16 protein-coding genes are annotated in these 15,742 nt (G+C 40.4%); 11 read left to right on the top strand and 5 right to left on the bottom strand.

Annotated features, from left to right (window positions below; all coding sequences use genetic code 11):
• Nucleotides 1–25 precede the first annotated feature (25 nt).
• Both AC1DQW_RS18190 and AC1DQW_RS18185 read left to right on the top strand, forming a co-directional pair.
• A complete protein-coding gene (locus AC1DQW_RS18190) occupies nucleotides 26–337 on the top strand; it encodes a type II toxin-antitoxin system HigB family toxin (RefSeq protein ID WP_477455380.1) in 312 nt (103 codons plus the stop codon).
• Between the two features lie 5 nt (nucleotides 338–342).
• Nucleotides 343–699 (top strand): helix-turn-helix domain-containing protein, encoded by a 357-nt coding sequence (locus AC1DQW_RS18185; RefSeq protein ID WP_477455379.1) that lies wholly within the window; start codon nucleotides 343–345, stop codon nucleotides 697–699.
• 5 nt (nucleotides 700–704) lie between these two features.
• Here the strand turns inward: AC1DQW_RS18185 and AC1DQW_RS18180 are convergent, their stop codons facing one another.
• Both AC1DQW_RS18180 and panB read right to left on the bottom strand, forming a co-directional pair.
• A complete protein-coding gene (locus AC1DQW_RS18180) occupies nucleotides 705–1,430 on the bottom strand; it encodes an RluA family pseudouridine synthase (RefSeq protein ID WP_477400789.1) in 726 nt (241 codons plus the stop codon).
• Between the two features lie 88 nt (nucleotides 1,431–1,518).
• The gene (panB, locus tag AC1DQW_RS18175; protein ID WP_477455378.1) at nucleotides 1,519–2,331 is read right to left on the bottom strand and encodes a 3-methyl-2-oxobutanoate hydroxymethyltransferase; all 813 of its coding nucleotides are present in this window, start codon (nucleotides 2,329–2,331) and stop codon (nucleotides 1,519–1,521) included.
• 270 nt (nucleotides 2,332–2,601) lie between these two features.
• Between panB and carA the strand changes: the two genes are divergently transcribed.
• Nucleotides 2,602–3,702 (top strand): glutamine-hydrolyzing carbamoyl-phosphate synthase small subunit, encoded by a 1,101-nt coding sequence (gene carA, locus AC1DQW_RS18170; RefSeq protein WP_477400786.1) that lies wholly within the window; start codon nucleotides 2,602–2,604, stop codon nucleotides 3,700–3,702.
• A gap of 78 nt (nucleotides 3,703–3,780) precedes the next feature.
• On the opposite strand, the gene AC1DQW_RS18165 is transcribed toward carA, so the two are convergent.
• Nucleotides 3,781–5,949, bottom strand: coding sequence for an ATP-binding protein (locus tag AC1DQW_RS18165; protein ID WP_477455377.1), 2,169 nt, complete (start codon nucleotides 5,947–5,949; stop codon nucleotides 3,781–3,783).
• 217 nt (nucleotides 5,950–6,166) lie between these two features.
• Between AC1DQW_RS18165 and AC1DQW_RS18160 the strand changes: the two genes are divergently transcribed.
• The 3 genes from AC1DQW_RS18160 to AC1DQW_RS18150 all read left to right on the top strand — a co-directional run bounded on the left by AC1DQW_RS18160 (nucleotide 6,167) and on the right by AC1DQW_RS18150 (nucleotide 8,180).
• A complete protein-coding gene (locus tag AC1DQW_RS18160; protein ID WP_477455376.1) occupies nucleotides 6,167–6,661 on the top strand; it encodes a helix-hairpin-helix domain-containing protein in 495 nt (164 codons plus the stop codon).
• Nucleotides 6,662–6,851: 190 nt separating this feature from the next.
• A complete protein-coding gene (locus AC1DQW_RS18155) occupies nucleotides 6,852–7,778 on the top strand; it encodes a DUF6607 family protein (RefSeq protein WP_477455375.1) in 927 nt (308 codons plus the stop codon).
• 75 nt (nucleotides 7,779–7,853) lie between these two features.
• Complete coding sequence (locus AC1DQW_RS18150) at nucleotides 7,854–8,180, top strand: DUF6686 family protein (RefSeq protein WP_477455374.1); 327 nt, start codon at nucleotides 7,854–7,856, stop codon at nucleotides 8,178–8,180.
• A 229-nt stretch (nucleotides 8,181–8,409) separates the two neighbouring features.
• Here the strand turns inward: AC1DQW_RS18150 and AC1DQW_RS18145 are convergent, their stop codons facing one another.
• Both AC1DQW_RS18145 and AC1DQW_RS18140 read right to left on the bottom strand, forming a co-directional pair.
• Nucleotides 8,410–9,978, bottom strand: coding sequence for a hypothetical protein (locus AC1DQW_RS18145; protein ID WP_477455373.1), 1,569 nt, complete (start codon nucleotides 9,976–9,978; stop codon nucleotides 8,410–8,412).
• A gap of 484 nt (nucleotides 9,979–10,462) precedes the next feature.
• Nucleotides 10,463–10,612: a hypothetical protein gene (locus AC1DQW_RS18140; protein WP_477455372.1), complete on the bottom strand. Its 150-nt coding sequence runs from the start codon at nucleotides 10,610–10,612 to the stop codon at nucleotides 10,463–10,465.
• A gap of 33 nt (nucleotides 10,613–10,645) precedes the next feature.
• Here AC1DQW_RS18140 and AC1DQW_RS18135 point away from each other — a divergent pair, with 33 nt between their 5' ends.
• The 5 genes from AC1DQW_RS18135 to lspA all read left to right on the top strand — a co-directional run bounded on the left by AC1DQW_RS18135 (nucleotide 10,646) and on the right by lspA (nucleotide 15,658).
• Nucleotides 10,646–11,410, top strand: a complete 765-nt coding sequence (locus AC1DQW_RS18135) for an ABC transporter ATP-binding protein (RefSeq protein ID WP_477455371.1) — start codon at nucleotides 10,646–10,648, stop codon at nucleotides 11,408–11,410.
• Between the two features lie 143 nt (nucleotides 11,411–11,553).
• A complete protein-coding gene (locus tag AC1DQW_RS18130; protein ID WP_477455370.1) occupies nucleotides 11,554–12,651 on the top strand; it encodes an ABC transporter permease in 1,098 nt (365 codons plus the stop codon).
• Nucleotides 12,652–12,862: 211 nt separating this feature from the next.
• A complete protein-coding gene (locus AC1DQW_RS18125; protein WP_477455369.1) occupies nucleotides 12,863–13,597 on the top strand; it encodes a DUF2490 domain-containing protein in 735 nt (244 codons plus the stop codon).
• A 96-nt stretch (nucleotides 13,598–13,693) separates the two neighbouring features.
• A complete protein-coding gene (gene eno, locus AC1DQW_RS18120) occupies nucleotides 13,694–14,989 on the top strand; it encodes a phosphopyruvate hydratase (protein WP_477413424.1) in 1,296 nt (431 codons plus the stop codon).
• 138 nt (nucleotides 14,990–15,127) lie between these two features.
• Nucleotides 15,128–15,658: a signal peptidase II gene (gene lspA, locus AC1DQW_RS18115; protein ID WP_477455368.1), complete on the top strand. Its 531-nt coding sequence runs from the start codon at nucleotides 15,128–15,130 to the stop codon at nucleotides 15,656–15,658.
• Nucleotides 15,659–15,742 lie beyond the last annotated feature (84 nt).

The raw sequence follows: 15,742 nt of genomic DNA, 5'->3' as shown, positions 1-15,742 counted from the left end.
CCTATAGTTTAATGGCACTTAGAAAATTGGAAAAAACAGTAATGACGCGTTTATTTTTAAACAGCTTCTTAGAGATTTTTGGGAGATACATCCAGACTGTCAGCAACAATTAAAGGCTTGGTTCCAGGAAGCAAGTAATGGTGAATGGCAACACCCGAACGATATTAAGAAGGAATATCCAAGTGCGAGTATTTTACAGGATAACAGAATTGTATTTAATATTAAGGGAAATAATTACCGTTTAATTGTGAAGATAAGCTATAACTATCCAATGGTTTGGGTTAGATTTATTGGAACTCACTCTGAATATGATAAAATAGACGCTACAAAAATCTAATCATCATGACTATAAAACCTATAAAAAATGAAAACGATTATCAACAGGCTTTAGAAAGGCTTGAATTGATATTTGATGCCCAAAAAGGTTCAGAAGATGGCGATGAACTCGAAGTTTTAGGGATTTTAATTGAAAAGTATGAGGATGAGCATTTTCCAATTGATTTTCCGGACCCTATTGAAGCTATAAAATTCAGGATGGATCAGATGGGTTATAATCAAAATGATCTGGCAAAAGTAATAGKGCTTAAAAGCAGAGCAAGTGAAATACTTAATAGAAAAAGGAAGCTTTCATTAGAAATGATAAGACTTTTGCATAATAACCTGAAAATTCCTACTGAGGTATTAATACAGGCCTATTAACCGGATTACCCAATCATCATCCCTTCAAACTTCTCCCAAAAACCATCGTGCGGAACCGGGGCAACAATTTCAACCGGTTCATTTTTAACGGGGTGTATAAAGGTTAACCTACGTGCATGCAGGCAGATACTTTTGCGCAGGCTGCCACGCGGATAACCGTATTTATTATCGCCGACAATAGGGGTGCCCAAAGTTGAAAGCTGCACCCTTATTTGGTGCGGCCTGCCGGTTATGGGGTCAACCTCAATTAAGTAATAGCCATTAAGTTCGCCAACCAATTTGTAGCTAAGTTCGGCCCGTTGGCTGCCCTGTACCTCTTTATCATGAGCTTTAGTTACATTTTTCTGCGGATTTTTAACCAGCCAATGTATTAAAGTCCCGGCTTCGGGATATGGTTTTTTGCGTACAACGGCATAGTATGTTTTGTGCATTTCGCGGCCTTTGAACATTTTATTGATGCGCTCCAAAGCTTTGCTGGTTTTTGCAAAAAGTATAACACCGCTTACGGGCCTGTCAAGCCGGTGTACTACACCTAAGAAAGCGCCATTGGGTTTATTGTATTTTTTTGCGATGTATTTTTTTACCTTATCATCCAGTGATTCATCACCGGTATCATCCACCTGCACAATATCCCCGGCACGCTTATTTATGGCGATAAGATGGTTGTCCTCATAAAGGATATCTACATCTGTAATATCGTAACTTGTATAATTAAACTCCGGGCGCGCCATATTTATATTTCGGATTTGGGATTTTCGATTTCGGATTTGTCTTTAATTTCAAATCATTTGCATATCTGCACATCTGAAATCTGCCCATTTAATACTGTTCCTTATCATTCGGAAAGCTTTTCGATTTTACATCCCTGATGTAATTTTTAAAAGCTCCGTTCATTTGTTCGTATAAATTTGCATACTGGCGCAAAAAACGAGGTTTAAAGTTGTTATTAATACCCAGCATATCATGTACCACTAAAACCTGTCCGTCGCACTGTCCGGCACCGATACCTATAATGGGAATCTGTACGCTTTCACTTACTTCCTGGGCAAGTTTGGCCGGTATTTTCTCCAGTACAATAGCAAAGCAGCCTAACTCCTGTAACTTTAAAGCATCTTCTCTCAGTTTTTGAGCCTCCACTTCTTCTTTTGCACGTACAGTATATGTGCCAAATTTATAAATAGACTGAGGCGTTAAACCCAAATGCCCCATAACGGGTATACCTGCAGTAAGTATGCGGCTAACGGATTCAGCAATTTCTACGCCACCCTCCATTTTAACCCCATGCGCTCCCGATTCTTTCATGATACGGATAGAGGAATTTAGCGCTTCTTTTGAGTTACCCTGGTAAGAGCCAAAGGGCAGATCGACTACCACCAACGCACGTTTTGCAGCGCGCACCACCGAAGAGGCATGGTATATCATCTGATCAAGCGTTATGGGCAGCGTAGTTTCGTGCCCGGCCATTACGTTGGAAGCCGAATCGCCAACCAAAATAATATCCATACCGGCATCATCTACAATAGCCGCCATGGAGTAATCATAGGCGGTAAGCATGGCAATTTTTTCGCCACGATTTTTCATCTCCTGCAGTATATGCGTGGTGATCCTTTTAACTTCTTTGTTTACAGACATAGATATAATTGTATTAAAGAAAGCACAAAGGTAGAATTATTAATTTCGGATTTCGGAATTGGTATTTCGGATTTATTTAATTTTGATTTGTAATTTATATAGGTACACTTAAAAAAATAAAAAATCCGAAATCCCGTATCTCAAATCCGAAATAAATTTCTACTTTTGCACCGTGAATCCGGAAGTTCCTTACTTCAATATTTCTATCAGTTTTCACGGGGCTTTGAACCAGGCGATCCGATTTAATAATCCATTCAATTTTTTTGCTAAATGACTTACTTCACCAAATTACCGGCTGTACTTTTATTAGCCGACGGAACCGTTTTTTACGGTAAAGCCGCCGGAAAGATTGGTACTACAACCGGCGAGATCTGTTTTAATACAGGCATGACCGGCTACCAGGAAATTTTTACCGACCCATCATACTTTGGGCAAATAATGGTTGCCACCAATGCTCACATTGGTAATTATGGCATTGCCGATAACGAAGTTGAATCCGGCAATATCCAGATCTCTGGTTTGGTTTGTAAAAATTATAACATTGCTTACAGCCGTAAACAGGCCAATGAATCTATCCAGGATTATTTCCAGGCGCAAAATATAGTAGGTATCTCTGATGTAGACACCCGCCAGATTGTTCGTCACATCCGCGATAAGGGTGCGATGAACGCCATCATTTCTTCAGAAATTTTGGATATTGAGGAACTGAAAGCCAAACTTGCCGAAGTGCCTTCAATGGATGGCCTTGAGCTTTCATCGCAGGTATCAACTACAGAAACTTATACCTTTGGTGATGAGAAAGCGGCTTACCGCGTAGCCGTGCTTGACCTGGGTGTTAAAAAGAATATTCTGCGCAATTTTGACGATCGGGATGTATACGCCAAGGTTTTCCCCGCAAAAACTTCGTTCGAAGAAATGGAAAAAGATTTTGCGCCAAGTGGCTATTTCATATCAAACGGCCCCGGCGATCCATCGGCCATGCCTTACGCTATTGCTACGGTAAAGGAAATTTTAGCTGCCGATAAACCAATGTTTGGTATTTGTTTAGGTCACCAGTTGCTGGCTTTGGCCAATGATATTCCAACCAAAAAAATGTTTAATGGTCACCGTGGTTTAAACCACCCGGTAAAAAATATCATCATTAACCATTGCGAAGTGACCTCACAAAATCACGGTTTTGGTGTAGTGCCCGAGGCTGTACGCGCATCTGATAAGGTAGAGATAACCCACGTAAACCTTAACGATCAATCAATTGAAGGTATCCGTGTAAAAGATAAAAAAGCGTTCTCGGTACAATACCACCCTGAATCATCACCTGGTCCGCACGATTCAAGATACTTGTTTGATGATTTTATCAACCTGATGAAATAAACTTCGGACATGTAGAACGGCAAATGATTTGAAAAGCCTTTTGAGTTTTAAACTTGAAAGGCTTTTTTGCTACGTTATCTAAACTACCACTGGGTTACCAACCGCCGCCACCGGCACCGTAAACATAAATTCTGTACCAACGCCCGGCTCACTGGCAACCCATATTTTACCGTTACAGCGTTCAACCAAATCCTTACAAAATAGCATGCCCATACCGGTACCCGATTCATTTTTGGTACCGGTTTTACTGTTCACCTTACCTTTAAAAAGTTTTTCGCGCTGCTCAACAGGCATGCCTACCCCGGTATCCTTTACTTTTACAGTGAGTTTTTGATCATCCTCCTGCCAGGCAGAGATCTCGATGATATCATTTTCGCGCGAGAACTTTAAGGCATTGGTGATTAGGTTACGGATAACTATGCGGATGGAATTGGGATCGGCCCAGGCCGATAGGGCATTAGGGATGCTATCGACCAGGGTAATGCCTTTTAATAAGGCCTGCTCATGATAGCTATCAATTTCAAAGCTAACCAGCTCCTTTATAGAAAAGTTTTTTACAGAAGCATCAAAGTTTTCCATCTGGCTATTGATCCAAAACAGCAGAGTATCCAAAAAGTCGGATGTATATTCCAGCTTTTTCAGTACACCCGGTATCATCTCCAATAATTCGTGGTGACTAATGCTATCATCCTGCAGTAAATCAAACAGGCCACGTAAAGTGCTCAGGGGAGCGCGCAGGTCATGCGCTAAAATAGAAATTAGGCGGTCCTTTAAATGGTTAAGGTCATTTAATTTCTCGGCCTGGTCATCAATATTGGTTTTTTGTTGCAATATTTCATGGTTCCTGTCTTCAAGCAGTGCATTTATCTTTTGCTGTTTGCGCTTTTGACGGTAATAAATGCCAACGGTAACTACCATTGCCAGGATAATAATTAAGAATATAGCATTTATAAGGCGTTGGCTTTTTATTTTCTGTTGGTATATCAGGTCGCGTTCATGTTGCTGCTGGGCTAACTGGCGTTTTTTTTCGGCAAATCCAAGTTCGTAATTGTAAGAGGTAAGCTTTTGGATGCTCTCGTTATCGTTAATTTGAGTTTTAAGGGCAATGTATTCATTTAAAAGGCGGTTAGCATCTTCAAACTTACCTAAGCCGGCCATTGCCTTATTTAACTGTAACGCTGCGTTTGATCGTACCGATATGTTACCCAACTTAATCGCAAATTGTTCGCCTTGAATAGCATATTTATAGGCATTTTGGTAATCTTTTATCAAATTATATACAGTTGCATAGCCATTTAATGCATAAGCCTGGTTGTATACAATTTTAAAACTGGTTGCTATTTGCAGCGAAGTATCAAGATAGGCTATTGCCAGCTTCATTTGGTTTTTGTGTGCATAGCATAAGCCAAGATCGGTATAAACAGAACTCAGTCCGTCTTTGTCATCTTGTTGTTTAGCAATTATTATCGATTTGAATAAATAACCTATAGCTTCATCATATTTAGCTTGTGCAAGCAATACTTCGCCAATGTTTTCATCTATAGTGCCTATAGCCTGCTTGTTGTTGGTGGTTTCAAATACCTGTACAGCTTTTTTAAAATATTCAAGCGCATTTGGATACACTTCCATGTTTTGTAGCACCACGCCAATATTATTATAAATCTCTGCAGAGGTGGTAACGTATTTGTTTTTCAAGGCGATAAAAAGCCCTTTGTAGTAAAAGTCAAGTGCATTTGAAAGCTGCCCCCTGCTGAAATAAGTTATACCAATATTTTTATAGCAATCGGTTAACGTGGCTTCATCATTATTACGCAGGCATATTAAACGTGCCATGTCCAAATAGTATAATGCCAATTTGTATTCGGCGAGCAAATTGTACATGCGCCCGTATGAAATATAACATCTGCTGAGCCCCTTGTTATCATTAAGGCTTTTAAACAGCGCAATGGCTTCATCGAAGTTTTGCTTGGCCTGTACCGATTTGCCTTTAAAATAATTTACATGACCGGTTTCCAGTAATCCGTTAGCGATACCCGCGCGATACTTAATTTTTCGGGATAGTTCAATGCCCTTTTGCCCATAATAGTAAGCACTATCCGGATTGGATTTAAAATAGTTTGCTGCCAGCTTGTTCAGCGTGTTAATGGTAGAGGTATCTGGCTTTTTTTGGTGGAGTGCTGCTATCGTCAATAAATTTTTAATGCTGTCAACTTCGGGATGCGATGCTGCTAACCCTTGCAGATGCATGAACAACAAAAAGATCATCGACAAAAGTTTCGATGTTTGAGTGCTACCGGTGACGATTTGTTTTGTAAATTTCAAGCTCAATTAAATAGTTAAAGTGCTTTATACGAAAGTAATGGCTATTTTGTTTTATTTAACAATTTGTTCATAATTTATAGAAATGGGTTTGAACCCGATCTCTGTAAGATTTCGCTTTTTGCGTAAGTTAGTTATTTAGCACATGAAAAAGAATATCAACCTGGGGCTAACCAGCCTGGAAAAGGCATTATTAAAAAAACAAAAGATAAGAATAAATCAGTTGCCCGAATATGCGCCTGATGAAATTGCATCTATATTAAAAGCTCTGCCCCAAAGAGCGAAAGAGATAGGCGCGCTGATTGAATTTCAAAGTATCCCGTCATTGGGCATAAATTTTGCCACCGAGCTGATAGAGCAAGGTTATTATTCGTTAAAGCAATTAGAAGATAAAGATCCTGTGGAACTTTTTAATGCTTTTGAAAGACATTGCGGCGCCTGGGCCGATCCGTGTGTGGAGGATTCATATCGGTTATTAGCCCACTATATTAAGCATAAGGACGAGAGTAAACGCTGGTGGCATTTTACAGCCGAGCGAAAAGCTTACCGTGAACAATACGGTTTCCCGGCTGATAGACCAACCAAACCCTGGCACCATTTGCCACAGTACCATAAAAAGGAACAAGGCCACGAAGTTTAAAAGCTGACAATTGCGGTATGGATTTTTACCGCTCCTTTTGGAGAAGAAAATTCTGCAACCTTTTTGTACCTACTAACATTCCGCGTAAGATTAAGGGTACCTTTTTTATTGTTATTTTTATTTGGATTTATTCTAAATAAGGTTTTACTTTGCTCCTGTTCTTCATATCAGGTCAAATAAACAATTCTCCATGAAAAAAATTCTTTACCTCGCCACACTGCTCGGTATGTTTCAAACCACGTTAATAAGTGCGCAAACCAAGTTTGAGCAGGATCGTAAGGCGATATTGGCTTTGGGTGGTTTTTATAAAGTTACTTTTGATTATGCAGAAACATTTTCGCCGGATACCGCTTATAAAAACCATCAGCAATACCATGCTTACGGTTATGAATGGGCGGTTGTAGAACAGGAATCGCCTAAAAAAATAGTGATACAACATATCCTGGTAACTGGTGATACTTCGGTAATGAAACACTGGCGTGAGGATTGGGTATATGAAGAGCCAAGCCTGCTTAGGTTTGATAAAAGCAGCGCCTGGAGCAAAATAAAACTGAGCCCTGCCGAAACCAAAGGCCGCTGGGTTCAAAAAGTTTTCCAGGTAGATGATAGTCCGCGGTATGAAAGTATCGGCACCTGGGTACATGTGGATAACCGTCATGAATGGCATAGCGAATGCGATTCTCCACTGCCTCGTCGTGAATTTACCAAACGCAGCGATTATAATGTATTGCATCGTGGTAACCGCATTTATTTAACTGACAATGGCTGGATGTTTGAGCAGGACAATCAAAAGATAATCCGCAGTGCCGATGGTGATAAACTGCTGGTCCGCGAAAAAGGTTATGAGGAGTTTACTAAAGCCGATGAAGCCAAATTTGCTTTCGCCAAAAAATGGTGGGAGGGCCAACAACCTTACTGGACAGCCGTTCGCACGGTATGGGACGAGGTTTATGCCGGGCCGGGAACCCTTAAACTAAAAGGGAAAGTAGATGGCAAAATGCTATTCGAAAGGTTGTTTGAACTGGCTGCTCAATCGGCAAAAGAGAAATGGGATGCAGGGAAAAACAAAGCCGAAGCCCGCAAAGTAATTGCAGATTACGTTGAGAAATCAGTTTAAAATATAAAGTCCTGCTCTGCAATAAATGCTGTTTGGCTTTATTACCGGGCAGGCACCAATTTAAATTACATGCCTATGTGCGACGCAAAAGTATTAAGCCAGGTTGGCGCATCGGTGATTAGCCGTTGCGCGGAGTGCCGTTGTGTTTTTATATGGAATAATAACCTTATCCTGAGTTTTTCGCCCGAACAGTTTGTACAATTCAGAGATTTTACGCAGGAGCTTGATTTCGCAAACTATACATTCCCGTTTCCGGATGGGGAAGAGCGTATGGTAATGCGTACACCGGTAAACGATGTACAATTTACCTTCAGCATTGATGAGTGGGATGATTTTCAGGCAGCTATGGATGAGGCCATTTATATCCAGGAAGTATATGCGTTGATGGAAGGGAAGGATTAGCGTTCAAGAGGGCTGCGCCCTTTCAGATGTGCAGATTTACATCAACTTATGTTGAATAACACACAAGAGAGTTCCGAAAAAAGCAGTAATGCAGTTCCTTGATTGGAGGTAAACTCACTTCAGATTAGCTTTAACAAAAAAAGTTATTGTTGTTGAAGCTAATCTAAAGGTAAGTTACAGTTGTTTAACAGCCGAACAATCCCGCTGCACTGCGTATAATATCCTGTATTTATGGCTGTAACCAAACAACTTTCACTCCTTTTTTACCGCTTTCTTTTGATAGTTCAAGGGTGACATATATGTTGTTTTTACGGTCGTAATCTGATATCGAGAATAAGCCCAGGTTATGGTCGTGTTTACCGGCGGGGTCACCAAAAACGTAATCTCTTTTAAGTATAGCGTCGGGACCTGTAAGTGTATAATAAAATCCGTCGCAATCGCTTACACCTTGCACGTCTACCAGGCTACCGCCCGCTTGGTTTTCGTTATTGCGTTCGGTGTCATTAAATAAAATGTAGCTTTTGGTTTTACCATCTAAATAAGCAAACGATTTAAACTGGTTGCCCTTAGCCAAGGTTTGTGCCCGGCCCTCGCGATGCGAAAGGTAAAAAGGTGCTAAACCACTTGAATATAATATATGGCTTTTACGAATCAGAAAATTGCTTGATGGCTCGCCTGTTTTGGTATAATTGACAACAGCTATATCGCCAATGACGGTGCTTGATGAATACTTTGAAATACGTATCACCATTTCTTCCGAAACAACTGTAAATGTGCCATCGTCATTTATAAACAAATTTTGCGGCAAGCCCCTGAAACCTTTTTTTGAATATTCATTAAGCCTGTCGGGCGGCGTTAAAATATTCGTGCGGTTAATTTTCTTTTCGAAGGGATTTATAAAAGCCAAAATTGGGGTATACCCATCGTCACGTTTATTTTCTTTAACAAGCGCTATCAAAATTAACGATTTAACAACAGGATCATAGCGTGTAATCCCATAATCAACTATAAGATCTTTTGAAAAACCAAGTTCGGTAAGGCTTACTGTAGTCGAACCTCTATCGAGGTTAGCCATAATTAATTCGCTCTCTTTGCCGCCGCTGTTCCTGGTATTATACGCATAAGATAAAACGCATACTTTTTCGCTTCCAATTACGGCCATGTCTACATAGCGCATGTACTTGTATTTTTCTTCGGGCGAGGTATAAAAAGCACGTCCAGTTTCTTTGTTATCGGCTCCATAGCTAACAATTTCTATCCGTTTGCTTCTTTCAGATTCAAAACTATTAAACATCGCAACGGCATAATTATCGCTATTGGGATCTTTCCTTACAAAAAAATCAGGCAAAGGTACGCCGCCAAAACCAATGGCATAACCTTCAAAAAAGCTAACCTTTTTCAATTCGGCAATTTTTTGCTCGTCCTTTAAAGTACCGTTTTGAGCATCGATAATAAGACGATATAGAGTAGGTGTCCTGGAAACAGCTTTACTTATCATCAAAACCACATTTCCGTTAAGTTCAAAAATGGCTTCGATGCCGCCTTTATCTGATTTACCATATGCAGGTTCGATATTTGTTTGGGCAATTTGCTGATGGGATGGATTGTAAACAACAACGTTTATTCCATCTTTAACAGTAATGCAAATGAACATGGTGTTGCCATTCTTCATTTGTAAAATTTTGGCAAATCCTTCTTCGGGTTCTTTAAATACCGGCCCTTCGGCAATGAGTTTAAATTGGGCATTAGCAATGTTGAACGTTAAAATGGATAGAAATAGTAATAAGGTTTTTTTCATATTTAATATTAATAAGGCAGCTAAAGATATAAGTAATACTTATAACCAGGGGGCATTTGTGATGAACTTATATGACTATATCGTGTCAGTGCAATCGTTGTTTGGAATTGCTTAAGTAAATTAATTAATATTTAATGTCTGCTCGTAATTTTTACCGATGCCGCTCCATTTTCACCGCTTATTCATCGGTAATTTTCTGCCGTTTACCGGAACTTTGGTCCGCTTCGCCTAATAACTATAGCTAAAAATCCATTCTGTCTGCACTTTTGAATCAACAAATCGCAACCATCATGAAAACTTTACTTGCTATACAAATCATCCACCTGTTAATGAAGGCAGTTGAACATGCCGAATCTATCATCCATTCCATTGGTCACCTGATAAAATAAACCCTCACTCACAAAAGGGACTTAAATCAGGAGTTATAAAAAAGAGAAACACGTAACCTGGAACTGGGGGAAATCGGAAGCCGAGAACAAAATTGTTAAAAAAGCGCGATGAACCCGTAACCAAAATCATAAAAAGCAGCCCCCTCTAAATCTCCCCCGGTAGGGGAGACTTTGATTTTAAAAGCCCTCCCTTCCGGGGAGGGTTTGGGTGAAGCCTCTGAATGAGGCTTAAAAAAATAATTCATGGTTATTTCATTATTCTGATGCATTTTTACGCTATGGCAAAGCAACCTATTATCACTGTTAAAAACCTGGTAAAAAATTACGGCGATTTTGCAGCCGTAAAAGGCATAAGTTTTGAAGTTTACGAAGGGGAGATCTTCGGCTTGCTTGGCCCCAACGGTGCGGGCAAAACCACTACACTCGAAGTAATAGAAACCCTCCGCGAAAAAACATCGGGCGAAATAACAGTTGATGGCTTTAATATCGAAACAGATAAAGACCCTATTAAACAACGCATCGGGGTACAATTGCAGGCGGCTGGTTATTATCCAAACCTTAACCTGTCGGAGCTGATTAACCTGTTTTCGGGTTTGTACGGTATCGACAAAAGCCCGATGGAGATGCTGGAGAAAGTAGCCTTAACCGATAAATCCAAAGCAAAATACAAAGATCTTTCCGGCGGACAAAAACAAAGGTTTTCAATTGCTACCACACTTATTAATAACCCAAGGATCATTTTTTTAGATGAACCAACAACCGGTCTCGATCCGCAGGCCCGCCGCAACCTTTGGGATCTGATCCGCGAAATCCGGGACCAGGGAACTACCGTTGTAATTACCACCCATTATATGGATGAAGCCGAAGTATTATGCGATCGCGTTGCCTTTGTTGATGGTGGCCGTATCATCGGCATTGATACCCCTGATCATTTTATTGATGAGCTGGTGGCATCTGGCTTTGAACGTAAGAAACAGGTAAAACTGGCAAACCTGGAGGATGTATTTATTAACCTCACAGGTAAGGAATGGCGGGAAGGTTAGCCCCCGGCCCCCTGAAGGGGGAGTAAGTTGGCAGTTTTGAGTTTGCAGTTAAAAATCAATGACTTAATGACGCCGCAGGCCAATGACTCAATGACCAATGATTCCGCCAGAAAAGACCAATGAACTAATGAACCATTGAACTAATGAACCCAAAAAAATACAGCAATACAAAAGCAACCCTGGCCATTGCCAAAGCAAGTTTCCGATCAATACTGCGCAGCCCTTCGGCGGTGGTATTTACATTGGCTTTCCCTTTAATATTTATTATTGTTTTTGCCAATATCGGTGGCGGCGGCGTTACTGTTGATGTGGGTGTGGCTAAAACAAGTGACACTTTAAGCTCTATTTACCAGGCGCTTAAAAATGTAAAGGTTATTCATTTAATACAGGATCAAACAACCGGGGATATGGAAGGCAATCTTTCAAAGGGTGTTATTGATGCCGTGCTTGATATTCATAAAAACAATGCTCAACCTGCCTATACGGTCAATGTACAATATACCAAAGCATCTGTTGAAAAAGGCAATATCCTGCGGTCGGTACTCAGTAATATTTACTATAATATCAATAACAGTACGCTTGGCGGCAATCCCCCGGTAGCCGAGATTAAAGAAACCACGGTATCTGGCCGCGAATACAAATACATCGATTTTATTTTACCCGGACAGTTGGGTTTTTCTATCCTCAGCAGCGGCGTTTTTGGTACAGCATTCGTGTTTTTAAGCCTTCGTTTAACACTGGTGATCAAGCGTTTTTTTGCAACACCGGTTAAGCGCTCCAGTATAGTTTTGGGCGAGGCGCTGGCCCGTATCACCTTCTCGTTATTAGGTGCACTGTTTATTATTTTGGTAGGCCATTACCTGTTTGGCTTTACGCTGATACACGGCATAATTACAGTGTTGAATATGCTGGTGCTCTCTACCATGGGGCTTATCATATTTATGGGCTTTGGTTTTATTATATCGGGCATAGCCAAAAACGAAAGCACTGTTCCGCCGCTTTCCAACATCATCACCATGCCGCAGTTTTTACTGTCGGGCACATTCTTTTCGGTAACTGCATTCCCTAAATGGCTGCAGACGGTTAGTAACGTATTGCCATTAACCCATCTTAATAATGCTATGCGCAAAGTAGCTTTTGAAGGTGCCGGTTTAGGCGATGTAACCCATCAGCTTTTGATACTGTTAATTTGGTTTGTTGCCACCTATGCTGTTGCGGTGAAGACGTTTAAATGGGAGTAAGGGGAGTATCAAGTAGTTAGTATCAAGTAGCAAGACAGCTTTTATAGCCTCGAATCTCCGAAGAGGAAATACATATTCAGCCGTCATTGCGGTACGAAGCGATCAAAGCAGTATATTGCAAATGCTTAACATTAATTTAACATTAACACTATTAAATTTAACACTTAGCTAACATTAGGGAAATATCTTTGCAGCCATAAACCCTATAATTATGTTTAAAATCATTATTAATACAGTTTTAGCGTTTGTTTTGTTGGCGATACACCCATTAACTGTTAAGGCCCAGGATTCAAAGGTTGGTACATGGGGTATAGCCACAGTGGTTTTGCCCGGCGATAGCAGCCATAAATGGGGTGGATATTCGGAATTGCAAATCCGCACCAATGATGTATTTTCCCAGTTTCAGTATTACGAGGCAAAGGCGGGTATAAGTTATGATCTGGATAGAAATTTTACAGCACTGTTGGGTACCGGTACTTATCATACATATGATTATACCGATTTAAGCAAAGGCCCTATAACCAACGAGTTTAGGTTATGGGAGCAAATGACAGTTAATCAATTTCTCTATCGCTTTAAATTTGAACATCGTTACCGTGTGGAGCAGCGTTGGGTAAACGGCGATTTCCGGAACCGTTTCAGATACAGGTTAAACATGTTTATCCCTTTAAATAATACCAAAATTGTTGCCAAAACCTTATTCATTTCCGTTTTCGACGAAGTGTTTTTTAACAACAAGGCCCCCAATTTTGAGCGTAACCGTGTATCTGCCGCATTGGGTTACCAGTTTGATAAAAAATGGATCTTACAGGCAGGCTGGATAAATCAGCACAATTATACGCTTACGCAAAGTAGCGGTAAAAATAATGTTATGCTTATGTTAATGTATCGCATCAATCGTAAAAATGCGGTTGAAAGTGAGCGTGTTCCTACCACAACAGATTAAGAAATATAACAAATACAAGATTTCAATTGTGATTTCTTGTTTTTGCTGTTAACTTAGCCGCCGGTTTACAAATTACAAATATCTGACAATAAAGAAATGAGCTTAATAATTGACGTACACGCCCGCCAGATTTTAGATTCGCGCGGTAACCCTACCATTGAAGTAGAAGTATTAACTGAGAATGGCGCTTTCGGCCGCGCTGCTGTACCTTCAGGTGCATCAACCGGTATTCATGAGGCCGTTGAACTTCGCGATGATGATAAATCAAAATACATGGGTAAAGGCGTGTTAAAGGCCGTTGCCAACGTAAATGATATTTTAGCTCCGGAATTAAAAGGTATTGATGTTTTTGACCAAAATACTATCGATGCATTAATGATTGAGATTGATGGCACCGAAAACAAAGGCAAAATTGGTGCTAACGCTATTTTAGGCGTTTCTTTAGCGGTTGCTAAAGCTGCAGCACAAGAAAGCCGCCAGCCTTTATACCGCTACATTGGTGGTGTAAATGCCAATACCCTGCCTATCCCGATGATGAATATCGTTAATGGTGGTTCTCACTCTGATGCTCCTATTGCTTTCCAGGAATTTATGATTATGCCGGTTGGGGCCCCTTCATTCTCTGAAGCGTTACGTTGGGGTACCGAAGTATTCCACAACCTGAAAAAAATTCTGCATGACCGTGGTTTATCAACCGCAGTTGGCGACGAAGGTGGTTTTGCACCAACCTTTGAAGGTACCGAAGATGGTGTTGAAACCATTTTGAAAGCTATCACTAAAGCCGGTTACAAACCAGGCGAAGATATTTTCATCGCTTTTGACTGTGCTGCATCTGAATTTTACAAAGACGGCAAATACGATTATACCAAGTTTGAAGGCGAAAAAGGTGCTATCCGCACCAGTGCCGAGCAGGTTGAATATCTTGCAGAGCTTGTTGCCAAATATCCTGTTATTTCGATTGAAGACGGTATGGCCGAGGATGATTGGGATGGCTGGAAATTGTTAACCGAAAAACTGGGCAAAACCGTGCAGTTGGTAGGCGATGATTTATTTGTTACCAACACCAAACGTTTACAACGTGGCATTAACGAGGATACTGCTAACTCCATCCTGGTAAAAGTAAACCAAATTGGTTCGTTAACCGAAACTATAAACGCGGTAACCTTAGCGCAAACCAATGGCTATACATCTGTAATGAGCCACCGTTCGGGCGAAACTGAAGATGCAACCATAGCTGATTTAGCCGTAGCATTAAATTGCGGTCAGATCAAAACCGGTTCGGCTTCACGTTCAGACAGGATCGCTAAATACAACCAATTGCTACGTATTGAAGAAGAATTAGGCAGCAATGCAAAATTCATTGGTAAGGATTTTAAATTCTACAAAAAATAATTTAAACATATTAAAGAGCCATCTGCATAACAGCAGGTGGCTCTTTTTTTATATAAACCTATTGTCAGCCTAATATCTTTGGTTGATAATTAAGTAACTCCTGTTACGTTATAAACAAATACCGGTAATAAAATTTTGATGGACAAGAAAAGGATTTTGCGTGGATTGGGCTTATTGTTGCTTTTAGCTTTGATTATTGCTTTTGACAGAGTTACCAAGATATATGTAAGGGATCATATCCATTTTTCCATCATCATCACCGTTGTAAAGGATTTTTTAACCATTACCCGGGTTGAAAATACCGGCGCTTTTTTAAGCCTGGGCAATTCGCTGCAAAATCCATGGCGTTTTATAATTCTTACGCTTTTACCGGGAGCGGCGCTTATTTGGGGGTTACTATATGTTTTATTAAAACCCAATCTTAACCTGCTTAACCAGGCAGGTATTATAACAATTTTGGCCGGTGGCATAGGCAACCTGTATGATAGAGCTGTTTACGGCAGCGTAACTGATTTTGTGCATATGGATTTTGGCATTTTTGAAACCGGCGTGTTCAATGTGGCTGATGTGGCCATTATGGTTGGTGTAGGTATGTTGGTGTTAAACGCTTTTCTGCGTGAGCGGGAAGAGAAGAAGCAAGCTGCCAATGATAAGCCGGTTACAGTATAATTATACGCCATTACACACTTGTAATCTCAAATCTGCATATCGGAACCCCTATTCCAAAATCTGCATATTTGCACATTTGATACT

It is taken from the genome of Mucilaginibacter sp. P5_A4 (genome assembly GCF_056400605.1).
The sequence above is the reverse complement of the archived record's forward strand: the minus strand, read 5'-3'. Positions and strand labels throughout refer to the sequence as shown.

Coding starts and splice junctions, on each gene's coding strand:
- AC1DQW_RS18180 (WP_477400789.1), bottom strand. CDS start 1,430: ATGGCGCGCCCGGAGTTTAATTATACAAGTTACGATATTACAGATGTA.
- panB (WP_477455378.1), bottom strand. CDS start 2,331: ATGTCTGTAAACAAAGAAGTTAAAAGGATCACCACGCATATACTGCAG.
- carA (WP_477400786.1), top strand. CDS start 2,602: ATGACTTACTTCACCAAATTACCGGCTGTACTTTTATTAGCCGACGGA.
- AC1DQW_RS18165 (WP_477455377.1), bottom strand. CDS start 5,949: ATGCATCTGCAAGGGTTAGCAGCATCGCATCCCGAAGTTGACAGCATT.
- AC1DQW_RS18160 (WP_477455376.1), top strand. CDS start 6,167: ATGAAAAAGAATATCAACCTGGGGCTAACCAGCCTGGAAAAGGCATTA.
- AC1DQW_RS18155 (WP_477455375.1), top strand. CDS start 6,852: ATGAAAAAAATTCTTTACCTCGCCACACTGCTCGGTATGTTTCAAACC.
- AC1DQW_RS18150 (WP_477455374.1), top strand. CDS start 7,854: ATGTGCGACGCAAAAGTATTAAGCCAGGTTGGCGCATCGGTGATTAGC.
- AC1DQW_RS18145 (WP_477455373.1), bottom strand. CDS start 9,978: ATGAAAAAAACCTTATTACTATTTCTATCCATTTTAACGTTCAACATT.
- AC1DQW_RS18140 (WP_477455372.1), bottom strand. CDS start 10,612: ATGAATTATTTTTTTAAGCCTCATTCAGAGGCTTCACCCAAACCCTCC.
- AC1DQW_RS18135 (WP_477455371.1), top strand. CDS start 10,646: ATGGCAAAGCAACCTATTATCACTGTTAAAAACCTGGTAAAAAATTAC.
- AC1DQW_RS18130 (WP_477455370.1), top strand. CDS start 11,554: ATGAACCCAAAAAAATACAGCAATACAAAAGCAACCCTGGCCATTGCC.
- AC1DQW_RS18125 (WP_477455369.1), top strand. CDS start 12,863: ATGTTTAAAATCATTATTAATACAGTTTTAGCGTTTGTTTTGTTGGCG.
- eno (WP_477413424.1), top strand. CDS start 13,694: ATGAGCTTAATAATTGACGTACACGCCCGCCAGATTTTAGATTCGCGC.
- lspA (WP_477455368.1), top strand. CDS start 15,128: ATGGACAAGAAAAGGATTTTGCGTGGATTGGGCTTATTGTTGCTTTTA.